The 26,945-nt window shown below is 55.5% G+C and carries 22 protein-coding genes; 14 read left to right on the top strand and 8 right to left on the bottom strand.

Going from position 1 to position 26,945, the window contains the following annotated elements; genetic code table 11:
- Positions 1 to 96: 96 nt before the first annotated feature.
- The 5 genes from J2X72_RS01475 to J2X72_RS01455 all read left to right on the top strand — a co-directional run bounded on the left by J2X72_RS01475 (position 97) and on the right by J2X72_RS01455 (position 8,342).
- Positions 97 to 1,212, top strand: a complete 1,116-nt coding sequence (locus tag J2X72_RS01475) for a branched-chain amino acid ABC transporter substrate-binding protein (RefSeq protein WP_209999140.1) — start codon at positions 97 to 99, stop codon at positions 1,210 to 1,212.
- Between the two features lie 236 nt (positions 1,213 to 1,448).
- Positions 1,449 to 2,564 carry a branched-chain amino acid ABC transporter substrate-binding protein gene (locus tag J2X72_RS01470; protein WP_310067652.1) on the top strand — a complete coding sequence of 372 codons (1,116 nt, stop codon included), beginning with the start codon at positions 1,449 to 1,451 and terminating at the stop codon, positions 2,562 to 2,564.
- A 172-nt stretch (positions 2,565 to 2,736) separates the two neighbouring features.
- Positions 2,737 to 6,195, top strand: coding sequence for a pyruvate carboxylase (pyc, locus tag J2X72_RS01465; RefSeq protein ID WP_310067650.1), 3,459 nt, complete (start codon positions 2,737 to 2,739; stop codon positions 6,193 to 6,195).
- Between the two features lie 189 nt (positions 6,196 to 6,384).
- The gene (locus tag J2X72_RS01460) at positions 6,385 to 7,131 is read left to right on the top strand and encodes a DeoR/GlpR family DNA-binding transcription regulator (protein WP_310067648.1); all 747 of its coding nucleotides are present in this window, start codon (positions 6,385 to 6,387) and stop codon (positions 7,129 to 7,131) included.
- A 44-nt stretch (positions 7,132 to 7,175) separates the two neighbouring features.
- Positions 7,176 to 8,342 (top strand): MFS transporter, encoded by a 1,167-nt coding sequence (locus tag J2X72_RS01455; RefSeq protein ID WP_310069247.1) that lies wholly within the window; start codon positions 7,176 to 7,178, stop codon positions 8,340 to 8,342.
- Positions 8,343 to 8,449: 107 nt separating this feature from the next.
- Here J2X72_RS01455 and J2X72_RS01450 read toward each other — a convergent pair whose 3' ends face one another.
- Together J2X72_RS01450 and J2X72_RS01445 are read right to left on the bottom strand one after the other, a co-directional pair.
- Entirely contained in the window at positions 8,450 to 9,571 is a 1,122-nt protein-coding gene (locus J2X72_RS01450) for a patatin-like phospholipase family protein (RefSeq protein WP_310067645.1), read from the bottom strand.
- Positions 9,568 to 10,347, bottom strand: a complete 780-nt coding sequence (locus J2X72_RS01445; protein WP_209999148.1) for a 3-hydroxybutyrate dehydrogenase — start codon at positions 10,345 to 10,347, stop codon at positions 9,568 to 9,570. Before J2X72_RS01445 ends, J2X72_RS01450 begins: the two co-directional genes overlap by 4 nt.
- A gap of 200 nt (positions 10,348 to 10,547) precedes the next feature.
- Between J2X72_RS01445 and ispG the strand changes: the two genes are divergently transcribed.
- On the top strand, positions 10,548 to 11,804 hold the full coding sequence (gene ispG / locus J2X72_RS01440) for a flavodoxin-dependent (E)-4-hydroxy-3-methylbut-2-enyl-diphosphate synthase (RefSeq protein WP_405044644.1): 1,257 nt from the start codon (positions 10,548 to 10,550) through the stop codon (positions 11,802 to 11,804).
- A gap of 3 nt (positions 11,805 to 11,807) precedes the next feature.
- Here ispG and J2X72_RS01435 read toward each other — a convergent pair whose 3' ends face one another.
- Positions 11,808 to 12,725 (bottom strand): polyprenyl synthetase family protein, encoded by a 918-nt coding sequence (locus J2X72_RS01435; protein WP_210000010.1) that lies wholly within the window; start codon positions 12,723 to 12,725, stop codon positions 11,808 to 11,810.
- Positions 12,726 to 12,887: 162 nt separating this feature from the next.
- Between J2X72_RS01435 and mtgA the strand changes: the two genes are divergently transcribed.
- Together mtgA and rpmF are read left to right on the top strand one after the other, a co-directional pair.
- Positions 12,888 to 13,631, top strand: coding sequence for a monofunctional biosynthetic peptidoglycan transglycosylase (gene mtgA / locus J2X72_RS01430; protein WP_209999150.1), 744 nt, complete (start codon positions 12,888 to 12,890; stop codon positions 13,629 to 13,631).
- 164 nt (positions 13,632 to 13,795) lie between these two features.
- Positions 13,796 to 13,978 (top strand): 50S ribosomal protein L32, encoded by a 183-nt coding sequence (rpmF, locus tag J2X72_RS01425; RefSeq protein WP_008121851.1) that lies wholly within the window; start codon positions 13,796 to 13,798, stop codon positions 13,976 to 13,978.
- A 76-nt stretch (positions 13,979 to 14,054) separates the two neighbouring features.
- Here rpmF and J2X72_RS01420 read toward each other — a convergent pair whose 3' ends face one another.
- Positions 14,055 to 14,333 carry a cupin gene (locus J2X72_RS01420; RefSeq protein WP_310067633.1) on the bottom strand — a complete coding sequence of 93 codons (279 nt, stop codon included), beginning with the start codon at positions 14,331 to 14,333 and terminating at the stop codon, positions 14,055 to 14,057.
- A gap of 44 nt (positions 14,334 to 14,377) precedes the next feature.
- Positions 14,378 to 14,989: a polyhydroxyalkanoate synthesis repressor PhaR gene (phaR, locus tag J2X72_RS01415; RefSeq protein ID WP_310067631.1), complete on the bottom strand. Its 612-nt coding sequence runs from the start codon at positions 14,987 to 14,989 to the stop codon at positions 14,378 to 14,380.
- A 260-nt stretch (positions 14,990 to 15,249) separates the two neighbouring features.
- On the opposite strand from phaR, the gene J2X72_RS01410 reads away from it, so the two are divergent.
- The 6 genes from J2X72_RS01410 (at position 15,250) to J2X72_RS01385 (ending at position 22,902) form a co-directional block, all read left to right on the top strand.
- Positions 15,250 to 16,434 carry an acetyl-CoA C-acetyltransferase gene (locus J2X72_RS01410; RefSeq protein ID WP_209999153.1) on the top strand — a complete coding sequence of 395 codons (1,185 nt, stop codon included), beginning with the start codon at positions 15,250 to 15,252 and terminating at the stop codon, positions 16,432 to 16,434.
- 130 nt (positions 16,435 to 16,564) lie between these two features.
- Complete coding sequence (locus tag J2X72_RS01405) at positions 16,565 to 17,290, top strand: beta-ketoacyl-ACP reductase (protein WP_209999154.1); 726 nt, start codon at positions 16,565 to 16,567, stop codon at positions 17,288 to 17,290.
- 555 nt (positions 17,291 to 17,845) lie between these two features.
- The gene (locus J2X72_RS01400) at positions 17,846 to 20,911 is read left to right on the top strand and encodes a helicase-related protein (protein WP_310067628.1); all 3,066 of its coding nucleotides are present in this window, start codon (positions 17,846 to 17,848) and stop codon (positions 20,909 to 20,911) included.
- 2 nt (positions 20,912 to 20,913) lie between these two features.
- On the top strand, positions 20,914 to 21,336 hold the full coding sequence (locus J2X72_RS01395; RefSeq protein ID WP_310067627.1) for an RNA-binding S4 domain-containing protein: 423 nt from the start codon (positions 20,914 to 20,916) through the stop codon (positions 21,334 to 21,336).
- A 273-nt stretch (positions 21,337 to 21,609) separates the two neighbouring features.
- Entirely contained in the window at positions 21,610 to 21,948 is a 339-nt protein-coding gene (fdxA, locus tag J2X72_RS01390) for a ferredoxin FdxA (RefSeq protein WP_209999158.1), read from the top strand.
- Positions 21,949 to 22,302: 354 nt separating this feature from the next.
- The gene (locus tag J2X72_RS01385; RefSeq protein WP_310067625.1) at positions 22,303 to 22,902 is read left to right on the top strand and encodes a CarD family transcriptional regulator; all 600 of its coding nucleotides are present in this window, start codon (positions 22,303 to 22,305) and stop codon (positions 22,900 to 22,902) included.
- 52 nt (positions 22,903 to 22,954) lie between these two features.
- Here the strand turns inward: J2X72_RS01385 and J2X72_RS01380 are convergent, their stop codons facing one another.
- From J2X72_RS01380 to thiP, 3 genes are all read right to left on the bottom strand, one after another.
- The gene (locus tag J2X72_RS01380) at positions 22,955 to 24,382 is read right to left on the bottom strand and encodes a M48 family metalloprotease (RefSeq protein ID WP_210000013.1); all 1,428 of its coding nucleotides are present in this window, start codon (positions 24,380 to 24,382) and stop codon (positions 22,955 to 22,957) included.
- A gap of 198 nt (positions 24,383 to 24,580) precedes the next feature.
- A complete protein-coding gene (locus J2X72_RS01375) occupies positions 24,581 to 25,255 on the bottom strand; it encodes an ATP-binding cassette domain-containing protein (RefSeq protein WP_310069243.1) in 675 nt (224 codons plus the stop codon).
- Between the two features lie 64 nt (positions 25,256 to 25,319).
- On the bottom strand, positions 25,320 to 26,945 hold the full coding sequence (thiP, locus tag J2X72_RS01370; RefSeq protein ID WP_310067622.1) for a thiamine/thiamine pyrophosphate ABC transporter permease: 1,626 nt from the start codon (positions 26,943 to 26,945) through the stop codon (positions 25,320 to 25,322).

Genomic DNA, 26,945 nt, shown 5'->3' with positions numbered 1-26,945 from the left:
TGACAACCGCCGGGAAATCGGCAAATGTAATCTTCAAGCGACGAAAACAAGCCGTCGCGAGGGGTTGGTAAGTACCTAGAAAATGGGAGTTTTCAAATGAAGAAGTCACTGTTATCGGGCGTTGCGCTTGCTGCAATGCTCGCCTTGAGCGGCAACGCCTATGCCGATCTTCTGATCGGTGTCGGCGGACCGTTGACCGGACCGAACGCCGCTTTCGGTGCGCAGCTGCAGAAGGGTGCAGAAGCAGCTATTGCTGAGATCAATGCAGCCGGTGGCATTAATGGTGAGCAGGTCAAACTGTCACTCGGGGATGACGTTTCGGATCCAAAACAGGGCATTTCCGTTGCCAACAAGTTTGTTGCTGATGGTGTGAAGTTCGTTATCGGCCACTTCAATTCCGGCGTTTCGATCCCGGCATCTGAAGTTTATGCCGAAAACGGCATCCTGGAAATTACACCTGCTGCGACCAACCCGGTCTTCACAGAGCGCAAATTGTGGAACACCTTCCGCACTTGCGGACGTGACGATCAGCAGGGTGTTGTAGCTGGAACGTACATTGCCGAGAAGTTCAAGGACGCCAAGATTGCGGTTGTTCATGACAAGACACCATATGGCCAGGGCCTCGCGGACGAAACCAAGAAGACGCTGAATGCCAAGGGCGTGAAGGAAGCGATGTACGAAGGCGTTAACGTCGGCGACAAAGACTTCTCCGCTCTGATCGCCAAGGCAAAGGAAGCCGGCGTTACGGTTCTTTATTGGGGTGGCTTGCACACGGAAGCTGGCCTGATTATCCGCCAGCTCGCTGACCAGGGCCTGAAAGTCACGTTCATCTCCGGTGACGGTATTGTTTCGAACGAACTTGCTTCCATCGCTGGCGATGCCGTTGCCGGTACGCTGAACACATTTGGGCCGGATCCGAGCAAGAACCCAGCCAACAAGGAGCTCGTTGAAAAGTTCCGCGCACAGGGCTTCGAGCCGGAAGCCTATACACTCTATTCCTATGCTGCAGCACAGGTTATCGCAGACGCAGCGAAAGCAGCAGGATCGAACGATCCTGAGACAGTTGCGAAAACGATGAAGGAAAAGGGCCCATTCAAGACCGTTCTCGGCGATATCGCCTTTGACGAAAAGGGCGACCCGAAACTTCCAGGCTACGTTATGTACGAATGGAAGAAGGGCGAAGACGGCAAGTACAGCTATTTCCAGCAGTAAGCCTTCAGTTTGAGGCGCTAAGTGAGTGCCCGGCCCAGCGCTGGGCATTCACATTTGACCACCTATCGCGTTGGTTGTTTCCCGACGGAACATACCAGCACGTATTAGCCCGCGTAGAATACCAGCTATTTTTTCCACAAGTCCTTCATTTATCCACCCAAACCTAAGCCGGTGATCAAGCCCCGGATATGGTGATACCCGCCATTTTTTAACGTCATTTTAGAATGGAGTTTTGTATGACGAAGCTACTTTTCCCCGGCATGGTTGCCGCAACAATGCTCATACTCATAGGTTACGCTGACGCCGATATACTGGTCGGCGTTGGCGCCCCACTCACCGGCCCGAATGCAGCCATGGGTGCGCAGATAAAGCGAGGGGTCGAGGCAGCTGCAGCTGTCATAAACGACGCCGGCGGTATCAATGGTGAGAAGATCGATCTAACCTTTGGGGATGATGTTTCCGATCCGAAACAAGGTATTTCCGTTGCGAACAAATTCGTGGCCGACGGTGTGAAGATCGTTATTGGTCATTACAATTCGGGCATATCGATACCCGCGTCGGAGGTTTATGCGGAGAATGGTATCCTGCAGGTAACCCCGGCGTCGACCAATCCGAAGTATACCGAGCGCGGTCTCTGGAACACATTCCGAACCTGTGGCCGCGATGACCAGCAAGGGAAGGTCGCCGGAGCATATATCGCCAATCATTTTAAGGACGCCAAGATCGCCATCGTCAATGACAAGACGCCCTACGGCGAGGGTCTCGCCGATGAAACTAAGAAAGCGCTGAACGCTGAAGGGATTACCGAAGTGCTCAACGAGGGCGTCCATACCGGTGACAAGGATTTCTCGGCGCTGATCAGCAAAGTGAAAGAAGCCGGTGCGACCGTATTCTATTGGGGTGGGGTACACACGGAAGCGGGCCTGATCATGCGTCAACTGGCGGACCAGGGGCTGAAGGTACAATTTATTTCAGGTGCGGCGATCGTCTCAAATGAGCTGGCATCGATAGCAGGTGACGCTGTCATTGGTACGCTCAATACATTTGGTCCGGATCCACGCAACAACCCGGCGAACAAGGAACTGATCGAGAAGTTCAGGGCGGACGGTTTTGAGCCGGAAGCGTTCACGCTGTACGCCTATGGTTCCCTTCAGGCCATTGCTGCGGCCGCAAGCGCCGCAGAAACAAACGATCCGGAGTTGATAGCCAAATCATTGAAAGAAAAGGGACCATTCAAAACGGTTCTCGGTGATCTGGCGTTTGATGAGAAGGGCGATCCGAAATTCCCGGGCTACGTCATGTATGAATGGAAAAAAGGCCCCGACGGCAAGATCGGCTATTTCCAGCAATAGGCCGACTACCGGATATATGCGTGAAATGCTCGGCCTAGCGCCGGGCATTTTGCTATTGGACATTTGAGATTCTTGTGTTCAATATGCATTTGTTTGCACTGCAACAATCCCGAGAAATGTTGATGCAGCCCAATCCATTTTAAAGCGCTTTTTCGCTGTCTGGAGTTTCGCCTTGCCTATCAAGAAAATACTCGTCGCCAATCGATCAGAGATTGCCATCCGCGTATTCCGTGCGGCCAACGAGCTTGGCATGAAGACCGTGGCGATCTGGGCGGAAGAGGACAAGCTTGCGCTGCACCGCTTCAAGGCGGACGAGTCCTATCAGGTTGGCCGCGGTCCGCATCTGGCCAAGGACATGGGGCCCATCGAAAGCTACCTCTCGATCGAAGAGATTATCAGGGTTGCGAAGCTCTCGGGCGCCGATGCTATCCATCCAGGTTACGGTCTTCTGTCAGAAAGCCCGGAATTTGCCGATGCCTGCGCGGAGGCCGGCATTATCTTCATCGGACCGAAGCCGGAGACCATGCGCCGGCTTGGTAACAAGGTTGCCGCGCGCAACCTGGCCATTGAAATTGGCGTTCCGGTGGTTCCTGCAACGGAGCCGCTGCCCGACGACATGGAAGCGGTCAAGGCAATGGCCGAACAGATTGGCTACCCGGTGATGTTGAAGGCCTCTTGGGGCGGCGGGGGGCGCGGTATGCGCGCTATTTTTTCCGTGGGTGATCTCGCCCGCGAGGTCACCGAGGGCAAGCGGGAAGCCAAGGCTGCCTTCGGCAAGGACGAAGTCTATCTTGAAAAGCTTGTGCAGCGGGCCCGCCATGTCGAGGTACAAATCCTTGGCGACACGCATGGCAATGCGGTGCATCTATTTGAACGCGATTGTTCCATCCAACGCCGCAACCAGAAAGTGGTCGAGCGCGCGCCTGCGCCATATCTCACTGACAGCCAACGCAAGGAGCTATGCGACTACGGTCTGAAGATCGCCAAGGAGACAAGTTATATAGGCGCCGGAACTATCGAGTTCCTGATGGATGCCGATACGAATGAATTCTACTTTATCGAAGTTAACCCACGTATCCAGGTCGAGCATACGGTTACCGAAGAGGTGACTGGTATCGACATCGTCAAAGCGCAGATACGAATTCTTGAAGGTGCGGCCATCGGCACGCCGGAATCCGGCGTACCCGCCCAAAAAGATATCAAGCTCAACGGCCATGCCTTGCAATGCCGCATAACCACCGAGGATCCGGAACAGAATTTCATTCCGGACTATGGTCGCATCACCGCCTATCGCGGCGCTACGGGTTTCGGCATCAGACTGGACGGTGGCACAGCCTATTCCGGCGCGGTGATTACTCGATTCTACGATCCCCTTTTGGAAAAGATTACAGCCTGGTCGCCAACCGCCGAAGAAACGATCCACAGGATGCATCGCGCGCTGCGCGAGTTTCGTATCCGCGGGGTCGCCACTAACCTTACCTTCCTTGAAGCGATCATCACACACCCGAAATTTATCGATAATTCCTATACGACCAAATTCATCGATACGACGCCTGAACTCTTTGAACAGGTGAAGCGGCAGGACCGTGCAACCAAACTTCTGACCTATCTTGCGGACGTAACCGTAAACGGTCATCCCGAAACCAAGGGCAGGGCCGCGCCCTCCAAAGATGCGGCGCTGCCGCGTGTTCCTTTCGTGGAAAAGCCGATACCCGATGGCACCAAACAGTTGCTCGATCAACTCGGGCCGCAAAAGTTTGCCGAGTGGATGCGCAATGAAAAGCGTGTGCTGTTTACGGACACCACGATGCGCGACGGGCACCAATCCCTCTTGGCTACCCGTATGCGGACGTATGATATTGCTCGCGTTGCCGGTACCTATGCACGCGCCCTGCCACAGCTCTTTTCGCTGGAGTGCTGGGGCGGTGCCACGTTTGATGTGGCAATGCGGTTCCTGACGGAAGACCCATGGGAGCGCCTGGCCGAAATCCGCGAGGGGGCTCCAAATATCCTTCTGCAAATGTTGCTGCGCGGCGCCAACGGCGTCGGCTACAAAAGCTATCCGGATAATGTCGTCAAATATTTTGTGCGTCAGGCTTCAAAAGGCGGTGTGGATGTTTTCCGCGTGTTCGATAGTTTGAACTGGGTTGAGAACATGCGCGTCACCATGGACGCGGTCGTCGAGGAGAACAAGCTCTGCGAAGCCGCGATCTGCTATACGGGCGATATACTGAATTCCGCGCGGCCAAAATACGATCTGAAATATTATGTCGACCTGGCGCAGCAGGTGGAGAGGGCCGGGGCCCATATCATCGCTCTCAAGGACATGGCGGGCCTTCTGAAGCCCAATGCTGCGGAGGTTTTGTTCAAGGCGTTGCGTGAAGCGACCGACTTGCCGCTGCATTTCCACACTCACGATACGTCGGGTGTTTCCGCAGCAACGGTTCTTGCAGCGGTGAATGCGGGTGTTGACGTTGTTGACGCTGCGATGGATGCGCTTTCCGGCAATACCTCGCAGCCATGTCTCGGTTCGATCGTTGAGGCATTGAAGGGTACCGAGCGCGATCCTGGCCTTGATCCCGAGTGGATACGCCGAATTTCATTTTATTGGGAGGCGGTGCGTACGCAATACGCGGCTTTTGAAAGTGACTTAAAGGGCCCCGCCTCCGAGGTCTACCTTCACGAAATGCCCGGGGGGCAATTTACCAATCTCAAGGAACAGGCTCGCTCGCTCGGACTTGAGACGCGTTGGCACGAAGTGGCGCAAACCTATGCGGACGTGAACCAGATGTTCGGTGATATCGTCAAGGTCACTCCGTCCTCCAAGGTTGTCGGAGACATGGCTCTAATGATGGTAAGCCAGGATCTATCCGTCGCCGACGTGAAAAACCCCGATAAGGATATCGCATTTCCGGATTCGGTAGTGTCGATGATGCGAGGTGATCTCGGACAACCGCCCAATGGTTGGCCGAAGGATATTCAGAAGAAGATTCTGAAAGGTGAAAAGCCATTCACAGAGCGGCCAGGTGCGCTGTTGGGGCCAGCTGATCTTGATGCCGAGCGAAAAGAAATCGAGACCAAATTGGAGCGGAAGATCAGCGATCAGGAATTCGCTTCTTATCTCATGTACCCCAAAGTGTTCACGGATTTTGCCATAACGCACAATACATATGGACCGACCAGTGTACTGCCGACGCATGTCTACTTTTACGGACTGGCGCAGGAGGAGGAAGTATTTCTGGATATCGAACGCGGGAAGACCCTCGTCGTGCGCAACCAGGCAGTGGGCGAACCCGATGATAAGGGAATGTGCACAGTCTTTTTCGAGATGAACGGTCAGCCGCGGCGCGTGAAGGTCCCCGATCGCGCACGTGCCGGCAGTGGCGCCGGTATAAGGCGCAAGGCGGAGCTTGGAAATGACAAGCAGGTGGGAGCGCCCATGCCGGGCATTATCTCAACTGTAGGCATTGCAAGTGGACAAAAGGTCAATGCGGGGGACGTGTTGCTGTCCATCGAGGCGATGAAGATGGAGACTGCCCTACGTGCCGAACGCGATGGCACAATTGTAGAGGTGCTTGTTCGCGCTGGCGACCAGATCGATGCAAAAGACCTTCTGGTCGTTTACGGATAGAATTGTCACTACTAGCAAGCGCCAAAAAGGCCCTCAGGGGCCTTTTTAGTTTCCGGCCTAGGCGCTAAAACGCTTATTCATGCAAATATGCGCATGCTATATTGCCGATATCGGCAAGACCCTTTATGGTGCCTGCACATGCAGGGTTGTTCGATGCTCAAGGATCTATCGCCGGACGAAAGAAAAAGTATGATCCTCCAGAGGATCAATGAGTCTGGCCGCGTGCTAGCGAATGCGGCCGCATCGGAATTTGGCGTCTCGGAAGACTCCATACGCCGGGATCTACGGGAATTGGCCGAGCAGGGCCTCGTCCAGCGATTCCATGGAGGTGCTGGAAGAAGCAGATCGGGTCCCCGAAGCTTTCAGCAGCGCGCTCGCGATGAGACCGCCGGCAAGAAGGCAATCGCCGCTGCCGGTGCGAGCCGCATACCGGCGAACGCCACGATGCTTCTCGACGCCAGTACAACGGTGCTGGAATTCGTTCGAGCACTCCCTAAAGATCTTCAGGCATGCATCATTACCAGTTCCCCGGATATCGCTTCGGCGGCGCTCGACCATCCCTGCTGTGAGGTTATTCTACTGGGCGGCAGCCTAAACCGGTTGACGCGCAGTGCCGTCGGGCAATCCACGCTGGCTGAAATCCAATCTTTGCGTGTTGACTATTGCATTCTCGGTGCATGCGCCATCGATGAAGAACTGATGCTGCGTGCCGAGAACTATGATGATGCACGCATGAAACTTGCGCTTGGTCAGGCGTGCAATGAGATCATTCTCCTGGCCACAAGCGAAAAACTTGTCAAGCAGGCTCCCTTTGCCATTGGCCCAATATCGCTCGTATCTACTCTTATAACCGACCGGACGGCAGATCGGTCGATTCTAGAGCGGATAAGAGGGATGGGCGTCGAAATAGTCGTCGCAGACGATGAACCCCGGTGACCTAAATGTCTTCGCAATATCAGTGCACAACAGGTGATGATCCAATGGATGCCTCGGTCTACCTCAGGAAAGCCGTCTATGGCCGGTGGGCCGTTGCCTGTGCGTTTTTCTTCAACGGCTTCCTGGTTGGGAGCTGGGCGCCGCAAATTCCCGTATTTATGCTGCGCCTCGGAATCAGCGAATTCACGTTGGGATTGCTCATCCTGGTTTTTGGTGTAGGCGCGCTCGCTGCGATGCCATGGTGCGGTTATCTGATCAGCCGTTTCGGATCGCGAGCGGTCGTAAAAGGCTTTGCGGTTTTCTGCTCCTTTTCGCTGTTACTCGTCGCTCTCGCCCCAAACGTCTGGACGGCTGCGCCAGCGCTGTTTCTTTTCGGTGCCGTGATTGGCGGCATGGATGTGGCGATGAATGCCAATGCAGTGGAGGTGGAGAAAAAGCTTTCGCGCGCGGTCATGTCGTCATCGCATGGTTTTTGGAGCCTCGGCGGTTTCGCCGGGGGTGCGCTAGGCGGATTGCTGATAGAGGCACACGGCCACTTGGCTCATGCGCTGGTGGTTACGCTGATCGCCGTCGTGCTGGGCGTGGCAACCTTCAGCTATATGATCACCGAAGACTCGCCTGCGGCACAGGAAAAGCACAGGCTTGAGTTCCCGACCAATCCATTGATCTATCTCATAGGATTGATGGCGTTGTTTTCCATGGTGCCCGAGGGTTCGGTACTCGACTGGGCAGCGCTATACCTGCAGCAGGAACGAGGCGCGGACATCGCAACAGCCGGTTTCGCCTTCGCCGCCTTTTCCGGAACGATGTCAATCATGCGCTTTCTCGGCGATGGCGTACGCAACCGCTTCGGTGCGGTGAAGACATTGCGTTACTCGGCGCTTATCGGTGCAACCGGCATGTTGATAGCCAGCATTGCACCGAACTCCTGGATTGCGATACTTGCTTTTGCATTCGCTGGGCTTGGCATCGCAAATATGGTCCCAATCGCCTTCTCGGCAGCAGGAAATCAAAAAGGGACGTCGTCGGGGGTCGCGCTTAGCATGGTGACGCTTATGGGCTATTCGGGTATTCTTGTTGCTCCATCGGCCATCGGTTTTGTCGGAGGCAGAACCGGATTCGGACCGGTCTATATGGTACTTGCCGGACTTCTCATCATCGTGTTTCTGATGTCCAATCTGGCGAAGAGCGCTGATGTTGACCGATCATAGAGGAATTCCAGGGAAAGCAGGACCCGGATTTCCGTCGGCAATTGCGTAAAAATAGAGAGTTAGAGCAATTCCGTAGTTCGAAGGAAAACGGAATTTGCGAGAGATGACTAGGCGCGCCGGGCGACGATGGCTGGCTTTTTGCGTTGCATGAGAAAATCGCTTACGCGTTTGCCCGGCTTGTGAGACTTCAGACCGACGCTCATTTCCGGCGTCAACTCGCCGGTCAGGTCGAGCGTAGCATGTTCGCCGACAGCATCGAAATTCTCCTCCAGCCAGTCGCCTGCGGCTGCTCGGCCAAGATCGCGCAAATATTCCAGGAACGCCCATTCTGCGTTGATCTTGGATGACGAAGACAGGCCCTCGAGCGCTTCGTCGGCGTCGATGCGGTGCATTCGAATGTTGCGGTATTCGCCATGCTCTAGCCTCCCGGCTTTGATCAGCGAATTGACGAACGCAATCGAACGGAACTCGCGCAGAAGGGCAGCGTTGAAAGTAATCTCATCGATACGATCGGTTATTTCGCGTGCCGTCTTGGGGGTGCCGCGTCTTTCGATTGGATTGATCTGGATCAAGAGGACGTCTTCGCTCTCGCTCGAATAGAAGAACGGGTAGAGTGCCGGATTGCCGCCATAGCCGCCATCCCAATAGGGCTCGCCATCGATTTCCACTGCCTGAAAAATATAGGGAAGGCAGGCTGAGGCCATGACCACATCTGCATTAAGTTCCGATTGCGAGAAGACACGTAGCCGCCCACTTTCCACATTGGTCGCGGAAATAAAGAGCTTGAACTGAGAACAGGCCCGTACCCGTTTGAAATCGATTTCCTTTTCAACCACGTCCCGTAGGGGGTTAAGATTGAACGGATTGAACTCATAGGGAGAAAATAATCGCGAAAACTGTTCAAACAAGTTGTAGCCGAGTCCGTGCTCAACTGACCAGTTACCGAAGAATCGATCCCATGGTGTGCGCTGGACTGGGCTAAACTGCCCCGTTCGCCCCACTGCGCGCCAGAACTCGTACAATTTTACCCGAGCGCCTTCAGCGCCATTGTGTGACCACCCGTCGGCGAGCGCTACGGCATTCATTGCACCTGCACTGGTGCCGGATATGCCTTCGATTGTCAGTCGGCCATCCTCGAGGATACGGTCGAGAACACCCCAAGTGAAGGCACCGTGCGAACCACCGCCTTGGAGGGCGATGTTGATTGTCTTCGATTTGACTTTCGTCACTGCGCTGTCCAGCCGCCATCGACGGATATGGAGGTTCCGGTGATCTGCGCGGCGGCGTCGCTGGCGAGAAATACGACCGTTGCGCCAATCTGGTCCACAGTGGCAAACTCCTTTGTTGCCTGCTTATCGAGCATGACCTCGCGGATAACGGTCTCACGATCCATGCCGTGCGCTTTCATCTGATCGGGTATCTGCGCCTCGACGAGCGGCGTAAGCACGTAACCGGGACAGATTGCATTGCTGGTGATGTGTTTTTCTGCAACTTCCAGCGCAACAGTCTTGGTAAAACCAAGGACGCCGTGCTTGGCAGCAACATAGGCGGATTTGAATGGCGAAGCCCTCAATCCATGAGCTGACGCTATGTTTATGATACGCCCCCAGCCGGCTTTCTTCATGTATGGAAGGGCAGCAGCAGTCGTATGAAATGCCGATGTCAAATTGATGGCGATGATTGCGTCCCACTTTTCCGTTGGGAACTCATCGACTGGCGCAACGAACTGAATTCCAGCATTGTTGACCAGGACATCGACACTGCCAAATGCCTGGGCAGCCTTTTCAATCAGGGCACGGCATTCTGCACCATTCGACATGTCTGCCTTGATGTAGGCTACCTTCACGCCGTGCTTCTCCGCAATTTCGCTGGCAAGTGCATGATCTTCGGGCCGGTCAGTGAATGAGTTGATCACAACATTGTATCCTGCTGCAGCAAGAGCATGCGCGGAACCGAGCCCGATGCCGGAATTCGAGCCTGTAACGACTGCGGTCTTTTTGGACATGCTTATTTCCTTTTGATTGATCAACCGTGCGTGCAGAAGGCCGACAGAATATATTGCATCGCAGCAAAATTGCTAGATGTGCCGTATGAACACTTTGTCATGCAAGCTCTGCAATGCAGGCGCCGCCCTCTCCGTGGTAAGTACGGAGTTGACAAATGGCGATAGCTGCGCCACCTGAACAGCATATCTGGAGCTTGACGATGTCAGACTATTACTCGCAACCTTTTGGCCGGCGGCCGTCAGTCGGTGTCGATGTAGGCGGCGTCATGGTAGGTGGCGGAGCGCCGGTTGTCGTTCAATCGATGACCAATACGGATACCGCCGACGTGGATGGTACTGTGGCGCAGGTGGCGGCTCTGTCCAAAGCGGGCTCGCAGATCGTCCGCATTACAGTTGACCGTGACGAATCGGCAGCAGCCGTACCGAAGATTCGCGAACGGCTCGACCGGTTGGGTCTCACGGTCCCGCTGGTAGGTGATTTCCACTATATAGGCCACAAGCTTCTGGCTGACCATCCGGCTTGCGCCGAAGCATTGGCCAAATACCGCATCAATCCTGGCAATGTTGGGTTCAAGGACAAAAAGGATGCACAGTTCGGCGCCATTATCGAAATGGCAATCCGCTATAACAAGCCGGTACGCATCGGTGTAAACTGGGGCTCGCTCGACCAAGAATTGCTGACTGCCCTGATGGACCAGAATCATGCTGCTGGATCGCCCCTGACAGCGGAGGCAGTAACGCGGGAAGCGATTGTGCAGTCGGCGCTCATTTCATCGCAACTCGCTGAAGAGATTGGCCTGCCGCGTTCGAAAATCATTCTCTCCGCAAAAGTAAGCCAGGTTCAGGATCTGATCGCGGTTTATGCCGAACTTGCGCGACGTTGCGATCACGCTCTGCATCTCGGGCTGACCGAAGCCGGCATGGGCACCAAGGGCATCGTGGCTTCTTCGGCTGCAATGGGCATCCTGCTACAGCAAGGCATCGGAGACACCATTCGCATTTCTCTTACGCCTGAACCGGGCGGCGATCGCACGCGCGAAGTCCAGGTGGCGCAGGAACTCCTGCAAACCATGGGCTTTCGGCAATTTATCCCGATCGTCGCGGCATGTCCCGGATGCGGCCGCACGACGTCGACGGTGTTTCAGGAATTGGCGCAATCGATTCAAAGCGATATCCGCACCAACATGCCGATCTGGCGTGAGAAATATCCGGGTGTTGAAGCACTGAATGTGGCTGTCATGGGCTGCATCGTCAATGGACCGGGCGAGTCCAAAATGGCCGATATCGGCATTTCGTTGCCCGGAACGGGTGAAACACCGTCCGCTCCCGTATTTGTTGACGGCAAGAAGGTTGCTACCCTGCGCGGTGCGGGTATCGCTCAGGAATTCCAGAAAATGGTGGCAGATTACATCGAGAACCGCTTCGGTCTTGGCGCGGGTTCGCACGCGGCAGAGTAGTGCCTAGCTCTGCCTTTCGGCAATGAAGCGCGCCGCATCCTTAAGAAGTGCTGCTTTCTCACCAAAGGGGGCGAGAAGCTCTTCCGCCTGCGCCACCAGACCGGCCAACTGGCGCTGAGTCCACTCAATGCCATGCATGGAGACAAGTGTGGCCTTGCCGGCGGCCGCATCCTTCCCGGTCGCTTTGCCCATGTGGGCCGCATCGGCGGTAACATCGAGCAGGTCATCGGCAAGCTGGTAGGCAAGGCCAATGGCTGCGCCATACTCCGCCAGCCGCTCGCGCTCCTCGGAGTTGGAGCGGCCAACGATAGCACCGGCCTCGCAGGCAAAACGGATGAGTGCCGCGGTCTTCATTGCCTGCAAGCGGATAATGCCTTGCTCGTCTGGTTTGACCTTTTCCGCCTCTAGATCGAGTGCCTGGCCACCTACCATGCCGCCAACTCCTGCTGCGCGGGCCAGTGTCGCGACGAGCGCTACTCTAGCTTCAGCATCAAGCTCGGTTTCCTCGCTGGCAATCAATTCGAACGCGTAGGTCAGGAGGCCATCTCCAGCAAGGATGGCAGTTGCTTCATCAAATTTCCGATGCACTGTCGGTTGACCCCGCCGCAAATCATCATTGTCCATGGCCGGCAGATCGTCGTGGACGAGAGAATAGCTGTGAACGCATTCGAGCGCCGCTGCAACGCGCAAAGCGGCAAGATTATCCGCTTTAAAGAGGGCGGCGCTTTCCATAACGAGGAACGGTCGCAGGCGCTTGCCGCCATTCAACACGCTGTGGCGTATCGCGGCCATCAATCGGGACGGCCGGCTGATCTCGCCGGTTTGCGGGCTATCCGATAGCAAATTGCCAAGCAGCGCTTCTACCGAAGCTGCGCGCTGCTGTAGGGTAATCTGGAACAATGAGAAATCCCGATCAGTCATCATACTCCGCCAATTGCCGACAAATCGAGTTCCGGTCAATGGCCTCCGGGCAAGCGCGGTTGCATTTTTGCAGTAGTCCGTGTGTACGGCTCAGAAAATCGTAGAAAGAATTCCCTTCTGTTGCTCTTTGCTTTATGTCCGACAGGAATATTCAAATGGAAGATGTGTGTGGCAAGGCTTCTCGTCAGAAACAAGCGGGGCAGAGGTTATCTGGTCAATCCTGGACGTTCACCCGTCGGGCGCGCCGTGCGTTATCTCATTTTGGCGGGAATCATATTGATTATGTTGCCGATTATCCTGCTCAGTCTCTACCGATTGCCCTTCATTCATCCGATTTCGACATTGATGATGAAAGATATCGTGACGTTTTCTGGGTATGATCGCCGGTGGGTGCCACTCGACCAGATATCTCCATCCCTGGTCAATTCGGTGATGATGTCAGAGGATGCGAGGTTTTGTTTTCACAATGGCGTGGACTGGGATGCATTGAATTCCGTCGTTTCGGATACAATTGACGGCGAGCAGACGCGTGGGGCGTCGACGATTCCAATGCAGACAGCCAAAAACCTGTTCCTATGGACAAGTCGCTCATTCATCCGCAAAGGACTGGAAGTGCCTCTGGCTGTGCTCACAGATCTTATTCTGCCCAAGCAGCGGTTGCTGGAAATCTACCTGAACATCGCTGAATGGGGGCCCGGCATTTATGGTATTGAAGCCGCGGCCCAATATCATTTCAAGACAAGCGCAGCAAAGCTTTCTCCCCGTCAGGCCGCTTATCTGGCGGTGACATTGCCCAATCCAATTGTGCGCAACCCTGCGCGGCCCGGCCGCGGCATGCAGACATTAGCACGGGTCAACGAACGCAGAGCGCGTGGCGCCGGGGCCTATGTCGGATGCGTGAACTAGGCGAATCTACCGATAAAAGCCTTGGCGACAAAAAATATGCGAGTCCTGCTGGTCAAAAGCCGTCAGGACGTGTATAGCCCCACCGAACTTTCCGGAATTTTGTCCATTGCGACAGGCTCAATCGGGCCAGTGCCGGATTTTGACTGATTACTGGAGCTGGAACAATGGCTGTACCTAAACGAAAAACTTCTCCGTCGAAGCGCGGCATGCGCCGTTCCGCCGACGCGCTGAAGGCACCGACTTACGTCGAAGACAAGAATTCAGGCGAACTGCGCCGTCCGCATCATGTCGATCTGAAGACCGGCATGTACCGTGGCCGTCAGGTTCTGACGCCGAAGGAAGGCTAATTCTCTTCCGAATTCGCACTAAAAAGACCGGCCGCTGTGCCGGTCTTTTTGTGGTGTGATGCACCCAGTCCTTGAGCTATTTCAGCTCGATCTCAATAAAAGCATATTCACCATCATTGGCGTTAACGACATCGTGCTCGTCGCCCTCAATCCGGAAATAGGGAACGCCCTTTTCCATTTCCGCAAATGATTCACCGTCCTTCGTCACCAGCTTGACCCGTCCGTCCATCAGGGGGACGACGACATAATCACGCGTGTGCCTGTGCCAACCCGTGTTCTCTCCGACAGCAAAACGATATTCTGTAACGACGACGCGCTCATTGTCGATGAATACCGTTGCTTTGGCCGTTCCCATAGCGCGTACTCCGTCTCTAATGTTAGCTCCATCCCCCGTGATAATTATTTATCAAGGGAGTCGAGTTTGCGCTGCATAGCGGCAATCTGCTCCTTCAACTCATCAAGCCCCGTATCCTTTGCGAGCTTTTCGGGCGCGTGCGCATCATCGGGCTCAGAAGGAGCGGAGGTCTTGTTCAAAGGAAAAGGTGTGAACATGCGCATGGCATGCTGCAGCATTTCCGTGTTGCGACGCACCTGCTCTTCGACCAGTTTGAGCGGGGCGCTAACATTCATCATGTCCATTGGCGTCTTGCCAAATGCCGCGGTCAGCTGCTCGCGCATACGCTCCTGCTCTTTTGCAAAAGCAGACATGGACTGTTCAAGGAACGTTGGAAGCACAACCTGCATCTGATCGCCATAATAGGCAATCAATTGGCGCAAGAACGGGATAGGCAGCATGTTCTGCCCGTCCTTGTTCTCAAGCTCGAAAATAATCTGGGTCAGTACGGAGTGAGTAATGTCCTCGCCAGTCTTTGCATCCTGAACCGTAAAGTCCTCGTTGCGCTTTACCATCTCGGCCAGGTCTTCCAACGTCACGTAAGTACTTGTTCCGGTGTTGTAGAGACGCCGGTTGGCGTATTTTTTTATGACGATGTCCCCGGTTTTCGCTGCCATTGCCCACTCCCCAAAGCTTCGTTTCCTCTACCGAATTTACGTGCCGGCTTACGGATAGACTTGAGAGGATAGGGGCAAAGCGCGTCAATTCAAAGCGATTTGTGCATTGCATTCAACGCAGTGCATAGGGTCCAATGCTGCAGTGCGACAAGCGATATTTGCGTCTCATACTCAAATGGGCCTTGTCAAACTGTTGAAGGCAGCTAATTCTGACCGATAGATGCTTTATGAATTCAGAACGACAAATATGAGGAAACGTTATGACCCATTCCATCGTCATCGCAAGTGCCGCCCGCACCCCCGTTGGATCGTTCAACGGTGCGTTCGCCAATGTTCCGGCGCATGAGCTGGGAGCAGCCGTTATCAAGGAGGTTCTGAGCCGCGCTGGGATCGACGGTGCGGAAGTCGATGAGGTGATTATGGGGCAGGTGCTTGGCGCCGGCGAAGGTCAGAATCCGGCCAGACAGGCAGCGATGGCCGCCGGTATTCCGCAGGAAGCGACCGCCTGGGGCCTGAACCAGGTTTGCGGCTCTGGATTGCGCGCGGTTGCGCTTGGCATGCAACAGATTGCCATGGGTGATGCCAATATTGTCGTTGCCGGAGGTCAGGAATCGATGTCCCTGTCTCCGCATTGCGCGCATCTTCGCAGCGGTACCAAAATGGGCGACCTGAAGCTGATTGACACGATGATCAAGGATGGTTTGACCGATGCCTTCCACGGTTATCACATGGGTATTACGGCCGAGAACATCGCCACCAAGTGGCAGTTGACCCGCGAGGAACAGGACAAGTTCGCACTTGGCTCACAGAACAAGGCCGAGGCAGCTCAAAAGGCTGGCAAGTTCAAGGATGAAATCGTGCCGTTTACGGTCAAAACGCGCAAAGGTGACGTGGTGGTTGCCGACGATGAATATATCCGCCATGGAGCAACACTGGACTCGCTGGCGAAGTTGAGGCCGGCTTTCGACAAGGACGGGACGGTGACTGCAGGCAATGCATCCGGTCTCAATGACGGGGCCGCCGCCGTCGTGCTGATGAGCGAGGAGGAAGCCAAGCGTCGCGGCATAAAGCCTCTGGCAAGAATCGCATCTTGGGCAACAGCTGGTGTTGATCCATCCATCATGGGGACAGGGCCCATCCCGGCCTCGCGCAAAGCCCTTGAAAAGGCCGGGTGGACGGCCGAAGACCTCGATCTGATTGAGGCAAACGAAGCATTTGCGGCACAGGCCTGCGCCGTCAACAAGGATCTCGGGTTCGATCCGGACAAAGTCAACGTGAATGGTGGCGCAATTGCCATCGGCCATCCAATTGGCGCCTCCGGTGCGCGTGTTCTCAACACATTGTTGTTCGAGTTGAAGCGTCGCAACGGCACGAAGGGTCTGGCTACGCTCTGCATCGGCGGCGGCATGGGTGTCGCGCTCTGTGTGGAGCGGATCAAGGACTAACAAGGCTTCAACCGGCTCAATATTATTGGGCCGGTTTTATATCGATGGCCGCGGTTGCAGCCAACAACCCGTTTCATGTTTTCATTGTCGCACAGCGTTATACGAGATCAGTTTCAGGGAGGGATGATAAATGACAAAAACAGCAATCGTAACAGGTGGAACGCGTGGTATAGGCGCAGCAATATGCGTTGCTTTGAAAGCCGCAGGCTACAAGGTTGCCGCTAACTACGCGGGCAATGATGACGCCGCCAAAGAATTCGGAACAAAGACCGGAATCGCAACCTATAAGTGGGATGTTTCCAATTATGAGGAATGCGCAGCAGGTATTGCAAGGATCGAAGCAGAACTCGGTCCGGTCGCCGTGCTGGTGAACAACGCCGGTATCACGCGGGATGCGATGTTCCATAAGATGACGCCGGGACAATGGAGCGATGTAATCAATACCAATCTTACCGGCCTGTTCAATATGACCCATCCAGTGTGGAGCGGTATGCGCGACCGCAAATTTGGCCGGGTGATCAACATTTCTTCGATCAACGGACAAAAGGGCCAGGCCGGCCAAGCCAACTACTCGGCTTCAAAGGCGGGGGATATCGGCTTCACGAAGGCTTTGGCTCAAGAGGGCGCGCGCGCCGGTATTACGGTCAATGCTATCTGCCCTGGCTACATAGGGACTGAGATGGTGCGGGCAATTGATGAGAAGGTGCTCAATGAGCGGATCATTCCGCAAATTCCGGTCGGACGCCTTGGCGAACCCGAAGAAGTTGCGCGCTGTGTGGTGTTTCTGGCATCTGACGATGCGGGTTTCATTACGGGGTCTACACTCACGGCCAACGGTGGACAGTATTCGACCTGATCGCAGTGCCAGCGCGGCATTCTTTTGTCGGCTGAATGCCTGAATCTTGTCCTATAGAGGGGGTCAATCGTTGCGCGTTGCGCGGTTTCTGTCGCTGCAGGACCAAATCTGTGTGGTGAACAAAACGGAAATCTTGCGAGGCGCCGATTCGTTTCGACTGGACCGGAATGGCTGGCGGTAAGGCGGTGCGAACCAGCTAACCATAAGAAATCATTCGTTCTTAGGACTGACTAATTCCGTCGCAATCGGCGTTGACACATGACACGCCTGTGAAAGGTAACCGGAGGGTGTCATTCTCGGTGATTCAGCATGTAGTGCGAATCAGAGCCAGAAAAGCTAGATGTGGCCGTGAACAAATCAGGAATCACATCCTAGAGCCGTTTCGTAGCTGATTCGTTCGCCTCGCGTTCTATTTCGTTACGGTACACTCCGTGAATCGGTTCGTGATTGTTTATCTGGACAGCCCCGCCTACCTTTCTGCCGGGCGCTTAAAATGCTAATCGAAAATGCATGCCCGGCTTTCACCGCCTTGGTGCCGGTATTGGATTGTAATTGATGAACGTTATGCCCAGCCCCGAACTTCCCCTGGTCTTGACCGGCCGCGATGTTACAGCCGTCTTGGGGCCCACAAACACGGGGAAAACCCATCTAGCGATCGAGCGGATGCTTGCCCATCACACCGGAATGATTGGCTTGCCCCTTCGTCTGCTAGCCCGCGAGGTCTATCATCGTGTGGCAGACAGGGTGGGACTGGCAAATGTCGCGCTGATTACCGGTGAGGAAAAAATCAATCCACCCGGAGCTCGCTATTCGGTCTGTACTGTTGAAGCGATGCCCCGCCAAACCGATGTGGATTTTGTCGCCATCGATGAAGTGCAACTTGCTAATGATCTTGAACGCGGCCATATTTTCACCGATCGCATTCTGCATTTGCGGGGTCGTCAGGAGACGTTGTTGCTTGGCGCAGCAACGATGCGCGGAATATTAGAGAAGCTCTTGCGTGGCGTTTCTGTCGTCACTAGGCCGCGGCTTTCAAATCTCGCTTATGCAGGTTCCAAGAAAATAACCCGCCTGCCACCCAGATCCGCGATAGTGGCCTTCGCCGCCGAGGAGGTTTACTCCATTGCGGAATTGATACGGCGTCAAAGTGGCGGCGCTGCGGTGGTCATGGGTGCTCTTAGCCCGCGCACGCGTAACGCGCAGGTCGATCTCTATCAGTCCGGTGATGTCGATTATCTAGTCGCTACGGACGCAATTGGCATGGGTCTCAATCTCGATGTCGATCATGTGGCGTTCGCTCAGGACCGCAAGTTCGATGGGTACCAATTTCGTAACCTCTCACCCGGCGAGATCGGGCAGATAGCTGGCCGCGCCGGCAGGCATTTGCGCGACGGTACATTCGGAGTGACCGGCCAAGTGTCGGCGTTCTCGGAGGAATTGGTGCAAAGAGTGGAATCCCATTCTTTCGACGCCGTCAAGATCCTGCAATGGCGCACGGCTCGCTTTGATTATTCCAGCCTGGACGCGCTGAAGAGATCTATTGATATGCCCGCTCCTATCGAAGGATTGACGCGAGCTCTGCCGGCGGTCGACCAACAGGCGCTGGAATATTTGTCCAACGACCCGGATGTCGCACCACTGGCCACTACGCCTGAACGTGTAGCTCTTTTGTGGGACGCCTGTGCGCTGCCCGACTATCGCAAGATCGCGCCAGCGCAGCATGCTGACATTATCGCATCGATCTATACCGATCTTGCAGATAAGGGCCATGTGAACGAAAATTACATGGCCGAAGAGGTTCGCCGCGCCGATTCAACGGATGGCGATATCGACGCGCTTTCACGGCGGATCGCCCAGATCAGAACCTGGACTTTTGTGTCTCACAGGCCCGGATGGCTTGCAGATCAGGCACATTGGCAAGAAAAGACGCGTGAAATTGAGGACAGATTATCAGATGCACTGCATGAAAGGTTGACGAAACGCTTCGTAGACCGCAGGACAAGCGTGCTTATGAGGCGCCTGAGAGAGAATACAATGCTAGAAGCCGAAATTAGCCCTGCCGGGGACGTTGTTGTCGAGGGGCATCATGTTGGACGTTTGGATGGGTTTCGTTTCACAACGGACGCCCAAGTCGATGGAACAGACGCGAAGGCCGTCAAGGCTGCAGCGCAAAAAGCGCTTGCGACGGAATTCGAAAATCGCGTCGAGCGGTTCTCCGCCTCGGCCAATGGCGATTTCGCCCTCGGCTCCGACGGGACTTTGCGATGGATCGGTGCGCCGGTTGCCTCGGTCGTCTCGGGCGAGCAGGCGCTGAAGCCTCGTGCTATTTTGCTTGCCGACGAGCAATTGACAGGTCCGGCGCGCGATAAGGTCGCTGCGCGCGTCGATCGCTTTCTGGCCCATCACATCGATACGATCCTGAAGCCTCTTGTCGATCTTGCCAATGCCGACGCGCTCGTTGGTATCACCAAGGGCCTTGCTTTCCAGCTTGTCGAGAATTTCGGCGTCCTTCAGCGCCGTGATGTCGCGGAAGACGTCCGTGGCCTCGACCAGGATTCACGAGCTGCTCTCCGCCGCCTTGGCGTACGGTTTGGCGCCTACCACGTGTTCCTGCCGGCTCTGCTCAAGCCAGCACCGGCCGGTTTGCTGACACTTTTGTGGGCGCTTAAGGAAGATGCCAAGGATCGTCCTGGATATGGAGATGTGGTGCAGGTCCTATCCGCTGGACGCACATCTGTGGTTACGGACCCGAGCTTTGATCCGGCCTTCTATCGGCTTGGAGGCTACCGTCTCCTCGGCCGGCGCGCAGTGCGAATCGACATTCTGGAGCGCCTCGCAGATCTCATCCGGCCTGCACTCGGCTGGAAGCCTGGAACCGGCACACGGCCGGACGGCGCGTATGATGGGACTCGCTTTGTGGTGACGCCATCGATGATGTCGATCCTCGGCGCTACCGCCGACGATATGGAAGAAATTCTCAAGAGCCTCGGCTACCGTCCTGAGCCGGTCGAAGCATCGATCGTCGCTGCCAAACTGGCAGAACTTGATGCAGTGCCTATGGCTGCTGACCCAGTGGCTGCGGTTGCCGCCGTTGCGGTCCCAGCGGTTGCTGAAGACGAGAACGTTACACCTACGGAAACAGCCGTTGATTCCACCGAACCGTCCGCCACCATAGAGGTCCAGCCGGAACCGGTTGCAGAGACCAGTGTATCTGCTGGCGAGGCTGCCCCGACTGTTGTGCAAACTGTAGCCGAAGAAGCGCCGAAGCCCATTCTGCTGTGGCGCCAGGCGCGGTTTGACGGCCGCAACAATCGCGGGCACCAGGAAAAACGCGAGCATCACCGCGGCGGACAGGCGCGCAGTGTCCAAGGCGAACAACGTCCCGCCCGGAATGAACGCGACGCAAATCAGCAGAACGAACAGAGTGCGCGCAAGGAACAATTCCGCGGTAAAGGCAAGTCCAATGGCAAGGATCGTTTTAAGCAAGGCGATACCGGAAAGTCCGCTGGCAAGCCACCTCTTCATGTGAAGCGCGCGGAACGTGAAGAGCGTCCGGTCAAGATCGACATGGACTCTCCCTTTGCCAAGCTGCTGGCACTGAAGGAACAAATGAAGAAATAGGGATGGCGGACACGTCCTCAAATTACGGCAGTGCAAGGCAGCGCATTGACAAATGGCTGTTCTTCGCCCGAGTGGTCAAATCCCGTGCCCTGGCGGCCAAGCTCGTCTCTAGCGGCAGTGTTCGGTCCAACAGAGACAAGATCGATCAGCCATCGCACGGCGTAAAACCGGGGGATGTGCTGACGATCACTCTCGATAGGCGTATTCTGATCTACAAGGTGGTCTCTGGTGGAACCCGCCGAGGTCCGGCCGAAGAAGCGCGCACGTTGTACGAGGACATCTCGCCGCCACCTCCACCCAAAGACGGCGTCACTGCTCTTGACGGGTTACCCAAGCGCGATGCGGGCAGCGGACGCCCGACAAAACGCGAACGCCGGCAGGTTGACCGGTTTATGCAGAGTGACGACGACAGTTCGGGCGAATGATGTTAATTTCGAATATTGGCCATGATGTCGAAATAACCTCTACCATAAGCTCGGAAGCTAAAATATTATTCCGCGAAGCGCGTCAGTATGGGATAGGCGTTGCTTGTCGATTGAGTATCGCAATGCCATGAATGGCGCCGTGAACGCCAATGTCCCTGGCTTTAAGGGAATACCGACCGCGTTCTGGTGCCGCAGCCGTTATTCCCCTCTTGTCAGCCCGGCATCGAATCGTTACCTCAACGGCTGACACGTGGTGTCTTCAGGAGCCAATAAATGACTTATGTTGTGACCGACAATTGCATCCGCTGCAAATACATGGATTGCGTTGAGGTCTGTCCTGTGGATTGTTTCTACGAAGGCGAAAACATGCTCGTCATACATCCGGACGAGTGCATTGATTGCGGCGTTTGCGAACCTGAATGCCCTGCGGAAGCTATCAAACCGGATACCGAGCCGGGCCTGGATAACTGGCTGCAGATCAATGCTGAATACGCTGAGAAATGGCCTAATATTTCACAGAAGCGCGATGCTCCGGCGGATGCCAAGGACATGGATGGTATCGAAGGCAAGTTTGAAAAATTCTTTTCGCCGGAACCTGGCGAAGGCGACTGATATTTTATTCGAGTTTAGAAATAAATAACCGATTTTTATCGCAAGACGCACCTTGAAATATTGCGCCTTTTGCGCAGGCGCAGCAAAAAGTTGATTCTAATCACTTTTCGTGATAGTGTAACTGCATATGTTGATCATTGGACGTCAAATTTCGTGGCGCTAAAGCATAAATCACCAATCGGCTAGATTTATTTCGGACTCTGCAGTTCAGGGCGTGTTGTTTGTTTGCCCATCAATCTGTTTTGTCCGGATTGCTTTTGCGTGACAATTGGCGGCCGACAAACCGGGTTCCGGTTTCCAGTGATTGGTTTGACCGGTGCGTTTTGCCGGGCGCAGCAAGGAGTAGTTAAGCGCATGACAGCAGTTCAGCAGAAAAAGACCGCCCAGCGTATCGGATTTAAGACGGGCGAGTTTATTGTATATCCGGCCCACGGTGTAGGACAAATTGTCAATATCGAAGAACAGGAAGTTGCGGGCCACAAGCTTGAGCTGTTCGTTATTGATTTTCAGAAAGATAAAATGCGCTTGAAGGTGCCGGTCGCCAAGGCAACAGCTATCGGCATGCGGAAGCTTTCAGAGACAGACTATGTAGATCGTGCGTTGAAGGTTGTCCAGGGACGCGCTCGTATCAAGCGGACCATGTGGTCCCGCCGCGCGCAGGAATATGATGCGAAGATCAATTCCGGCGACCTGATTTCGATTTCGGAAGTCGTGCGGGACCTTTTCCGGGCTGACAACCAGCCGGAACAGTCATATTCAGAACGTCAGCTCTATGAGGCAGCGCTGGATCGCATGGCTCGCGAGATTTCCGCCGTCAACAAGATGTCGGAAACAGAAGCTGTGCGCCTTATTGAGGTTAACCTCGCCAAAGGACCGAAGCGTGGCGCCAAGGCTGAAGAGACTGAGGCCGAAGCAGACGTCGTTGTTGAAGACGAGCAGGAAGAAGCCGCATAAAAACGGTTTCATCCGACGCATAATGGAAGAGCCCGGCATGTGCCGGGCTTTTTTATTCGCTGATGATCTTGACCTTGTCGCCGGCGGACACCGTTCCGCCGGGCGGCAGTGCATTGATCAGGCGGAAGAGGTCGAGCTTTCGATCGGTGCCCATGATCTGATTAGAGAGGCTGACCAGCGTGTCACCGGGCTTCACCGTGACGACCCGGATGCGCAGGGGCTTGGTATTTGCCTTCTCATCCGGTGTGAGCAGGTGGAAGCTCCGGATGACAGTCTGAGAAGCCGGTATCAGTGCGGTGCTTCCTGTTGGAGCGGCTGTCAGAAAGCGGTAAATCCGGTTGCCGGCATTGACGACGAATATATCGAACTCCCAGCGATCCGCTCGGGCTTTCGCGCTTGCCGCGGGCATCCCGTTGAAAGTAGCCGCCTGAACGCTGGCGTCGTCGAGACCCGTAACCCAGCCGCTGCGCATGTAATCCGTCATCGACGGACTACCGGAAACCTGCGTCCCGTCGAAGCGTATTGCTACCTCGCCCGGACCCGTTGCCATGACCGCGTCTGCGCTGTTGTCAATAGTGAAGCCCTCAGGAACGGTGAAGCTTACACCAAGCAACGGATGAACGAAGTTGCGTCCACGAACGTAACCCTCCTCGGGGGTGTCGCCATAGAGAATACCGTCGATGCCCTGCAGGAATGAGTCACGATCGGTCGTGCCTACACCTGGTGCGCCGATACGACGGGCATGCCCGCGCGCGAGTTCGATGCGCTGTGGTGCGGAAGGGTGGCTGGCAAGAAAGTCGAGGCTCGCATCGGTCGCGCCCGAGACACTGCGGAAATCCGCATAGGACGCCATGGACTGAAGGAAACGGGCGGCAGCGAACGGATCATAGCCAGCCTCGCCGATCATCTTGATGCCAATGGCATCCGCCTGGAGTTCCTGATTACGCGAAAATTGCGCCATGCGAAGCTTGCCGCGAATGAGAGCTTCGCGTCCGGCACTATCGTCCTGCAAGACCTCCGAAACGACGCGACCGGCAATCTGTGCTTCCTGCTCGCGCTGCTGGCGTTCAATACCGTGATTGGCGATCACATGACCCATCTCATGGGCGATGACTGCTGCGAGTTCCGCACTGTCATTGGCTAGGGCAAGGAGGCCGCGCGTTACATAGAGATATCCGCCAGGAAGGGCGAACGCATTGATGTTGGGCGAGTTGAGGATGGTGATGCGATAGGTGTGCGTAGGATTGTCGGAAACCGTTGTGAGGTTACCGACGACTTTGGCGACCATGCGTTCGAGCTTGGCATCCTTGTATTCGCCGCCGTAGGTCGCAAGAATACGAGGATGTTGCTCCGCACTGAGCTTTGCCAGCCTGTCGTTCTTGGTGACATTGTCGACTGTTACCGGATTTGAGGAAGGTCCCAACGCGTCGTCCTTGGTGACATTGAGAACCTGGCACCCCGACAGGAAGGCGAGCAGCAGCGTTGCCGACGCAAGATTCCTGCGTCGAGCGGCTGGAAGCCATCCGTTGTCATTCGGGGATTGGTGCGAAGCCAGAATCATGTCCTCATTGTCGCGCGCGCAAGCAGATACGTGTTTTCGTGCCCTTGCTAGCCCGACAAGCAGCTGTGAGCAAGAATTTCATTGTGTTCTTGAATGTGGCAACGCGTCGAAAATATGTCAAAGCGCAGAGTCTTCTGCACCGAGATATTTCCGCAACAGCGTTGGCGCCCGGGTTGAGAGCAGGTCTGCCGCCGGTCCCGAAGCAACGACTTCCCCGTTGTCGAGGAAAACGAGCAGGGATTGCAGGCGCAAAGCATCGCCGGGATAATGCGTGACCATGACCACGGTCATACCGGTTTCTTCTTGCAGAGCACCGACAAGGTCGAGCATCTCATGCCGCAAGGCAGGACCCAGAGAGGCGAAAGCCTCGTCAAGCAAGAGCACCGGTTGATTTCGTACAAGTGCTCGCGCTATCGCCACTCGCTGGCGTTCGCCGCCAGATAAAGCTTCCGGCTTTCGACGCTCCTTGCCGGAGAGGCCAACCTTGTCGATTGCCTCCGCAACAGCTGCCTTGTCAATTTCGTCCAATCCGAGGTTGGGCTTGCGACCCAGCCCGACATTGGTGGTGACATCAAGATGCGCGAAGAGATTATTATCCTGAAAGACCATCGAAACAGGCCGCTGCGATGGCGCGGCACGTGTTATGTCCGTACCCCCAATTAAAATCCGGCCGGATTTAGCCGTTTCAAATCCGGCGATGAGATTGAGCAGGGTGGATTTTCCCGCTCCGCTTGGACCAATGATCGCGGTGACGGTCGACGGCTCGATGGTCAGGTCGAAATGCATCGACATGTCAGCATAGTCGAAATCGACCGCATCAAGGCGGATGGCCGCACCATCTTTCGTCCGGGCGCGCTTAGCCAATGTTTGCGACCTCTCTCTTTGCCAGAGTGCCTGCACCTCTGTCAGCCGCGATCATCAGGAGCAAACACAGTACACCGAGGATCAATGCCAGGCCTGCCGCATCTTGTGTACGATAGCTCCCCATGCGTTGCAGCAGCAAATAGGGCAGGGTTTGAATGGAATTGTTGCCGAAGAGAGCGATCGTACCAAGGTCGCCGAGCGACAGGGCCATCGCAAACGCGAAAGCGACGCTCAATGGCCGCTTCAGTACCGGCCAGTCGATGAGACGAAGCCGGTTCCATCCGGCAATGCCCAATTGCGCGCACAGCCTGTTGTGGCGGCTGGCAGCTGTATCCCATGTCGGGCGCAATATGCGAAACGCAAAAGGGACGGCCATCGCAGCGTTGACGCCCACGACCATAAAGGGTGCGAGACTGAATGGATCGACAAAATGGCGTGACAAGATAAACCAGCCGGAGCCGATGACGATCGGTGGTATGACTATGATGAGACTTGCGCCACGATCGACCGCGCGCTCAAACAGTTTTGGCGAGGCGTAGCCACGCCGGCTTGCAAGATACTCGCGCGCCACCACCAACGCCAGTGAAATGGCCAGCGCCAGCGCAGCCGCACTTGCTCCGAGCACGATGCTGGTCAGGATAGCGCGCCAAACGATCCACTCACCCAGCAGCCGGCCAAGATCGGCCGCCAGCCCCGAAACGACTGTTCCGGCTATCGGCAGCGCGACGAAAAATAGACCGAGGATTATCGTGGCGGCGTTCAGAAGGCATGTCCTTAACGTTGGCTGGTCAAAACGGCGTGTCGTCGTGCGTAGGCTGAACCCTTCCTCGGTGGGGCGCCCGCTTAGGCTCAGAATAGACAGAACCGCAATCGTCAGGCACAATTGCACAAGCGTCAGCGAAACCGCGCGGGCAATATCGAAATCGAAATGTAGCGATTGATAGATCGCAACCTCAAGCGTCGTCGCACGCGGTCCGCCGCCGAGCGTCAGGACGACGGTGAACGATGTAATGCAAAGCATGAAGATCAGCCCCGCGATTCCGGAAATGTTGCGCAGGATCACTGGCCACTCGATCAACCGAAACCGCGCCCATTCTCCCATACCGAGTTGGGATGTGAGTTTCCAATAGTCTTCCGGAATAGAGTCCATGCTCGAGAGCAGCAGTCGTGTTGCCAGAGGAAGGTTGAAAAACACATGCGCAATGAGGATGCCGGTGAGACCGTAAATATTGGGAATGGTTTCTAACCCCAGCCAGTTGAACAGTGCAGCAAGCAGGCCATTGCGCCCATAGATACTGGTGACACCGAGTACGGCGACAAGGGCTGGCAGCGCGAGCGGCAAAGCAAAGAGCCGCAAGATCATTGCACGTCCCGGGAAGTCAGGATGCGTATACAAGGCGCGGGCAAGTGGTATGGCAAACCCCACCGAAAGCAGTGTAGAGAGCAGCGCTTGCAGCAATGTGAAGCGAGCAATGCGCCACAGATAGCCGTCGAAGGCGGCAAAGCCTTCCGTGCCGCCACGCAGCGCTTCAACTGCGAGGCTCAAGCCTGCACCGCCCGCAAGCACCGTAAGGAAGGCGAGGGCGAGAGCCCCGGCCAATGGCTTCAAGGATATCAA

This window comes from Phyllobacterium sp. 1468, assembly GCF_031455525.1.
GTDB lineage: Bacteria > Pseudomonadota > Alphaproteobacteria > Rhizobiales > Rhizobiaceae > Phyllobacterium.
The sequence above is the reverse complement of the archived record's forward strand: the minus strand, read 5'-3'. Positions and strand labels throughout refer to the sequence as shown.

Coding starts and splice junctions, on each gene's coding strand:
- J2X72_RS01475 (WP_209999140.1), top strand. CDS start 97: ATGAAGAAGTCACTGTTATCGGGCGTTGCGCTTGCTGCAATGCTCGCC.
- J2X72_RS01470 (WP_310067652.1), top strand. CDS start 1,449: ATGACGAAGCTACTTTTCCCCGGCATGGTTGCCGCAACAATGCTCATA.
- J2X72_RS01460 (WP_310067648.1), top strand. CDS start 6,385: ATGATCCTCCAGAGGATCAATGAGTCTGGCCGCGTGCTAGCGAATGCG.
- J2X72_RS01455 (WP_310069247.1), top strand. CDS start 7,176: ATGGATGCCTCGGTCTACCTCAGGAAAGCCGTCTATGGCCGGTGGGCC.
- J2X72_RS01445 (WP_209999148.1), bottom strand. CDS start 10,347: ATGTCCAAAAAGACCGCAGTCGTTACAGGCTCGAATTCCGGCATCGGG.
- ispG (WP_405044644.1), top strand. CDS start 10,548: ATGTCAGACTATTACTCGCAACCTTTTGGCCGGCGGCCGTCAGTCGGT.
- J2X72_RS01435 (WP_210000010.1), bottom strand. CDS start 12,725: ATGACTGATCGGGATTTCTCATTGTTCCAGATTACCCTACAGCAGCGC.
- mtgA (WP_209999150.1), top strand. CDS start 12,888: ATGTGTGTGGCAAGGCTTCTCGTCAGAAACAAGCGGGGCAGAGGTTAT.
- rpmF (WP_008121851.1), top strand. CDS start 13,796: ATGGCTGTACCTAAACGAAAAACTTCTCCGTCGAAGCGCGGCATGCGC.
- J2X72_RS01420 (WP_310067633.1), bottom strand. CDS start 14,333: ATGGGAACGGCCAAAGCAACGGTATTCATCGACAATGAGCGCGTCGTC.
- phaR (WP_310067631.1), bottom strand. CDS start 14,989: ATGGCAGCGAAAACCGGGGACATCGTCATAAAAAAATACGCCAACCGG.
- J2X72_RS01410 (WP_209999153.1), top strand. CDS start 15,250: ATGACCCATTCCATCGTCATCGCAAGTGCCGCCCGCACCCCCGTTGGA.
- J2X72_RS01405 (WP_209999154.1), top strand. CDS start 16,565: ATGACAAAAACAGCAATCGTAACAGGTGGAACGCGTGGTATAGGCGCA.
- J2X72_RS01400 (WP_310067628.1), top strand. CDS start 17,846: ATGAACGTTATGCCCAGCCCCGAACTTCCCCTGGTCTTGACCGGCCGC.
- J2X72_RS01395 (WP_310067627.1), top strand. CDS start 20,914: ATGGCGGACACGTCCTCAAATTACGGCAGTGCAAGGCAGCGCATTGAC.
- fdxA (WP_209999158.1), top strand. CDS start 21,610: ATGACTTATGTTGTGACCGACAATTGCATCCGCTGCAAATACATGGAT.
- J2X72_RS01385 (WP_310067625.1), top strand. CDS start 22,303: ATGACAGCAGTTCAGCAGAAAAAGACCGCCCAGCGTATCGGATTTAAG.
- J2X72_RS01375 (WP_310069243.1), bottom strand. CDS start 25,255: ATGTCGATGCATTTCGACCTGACCATCGAGCCGTCGACCGTCACCGCG.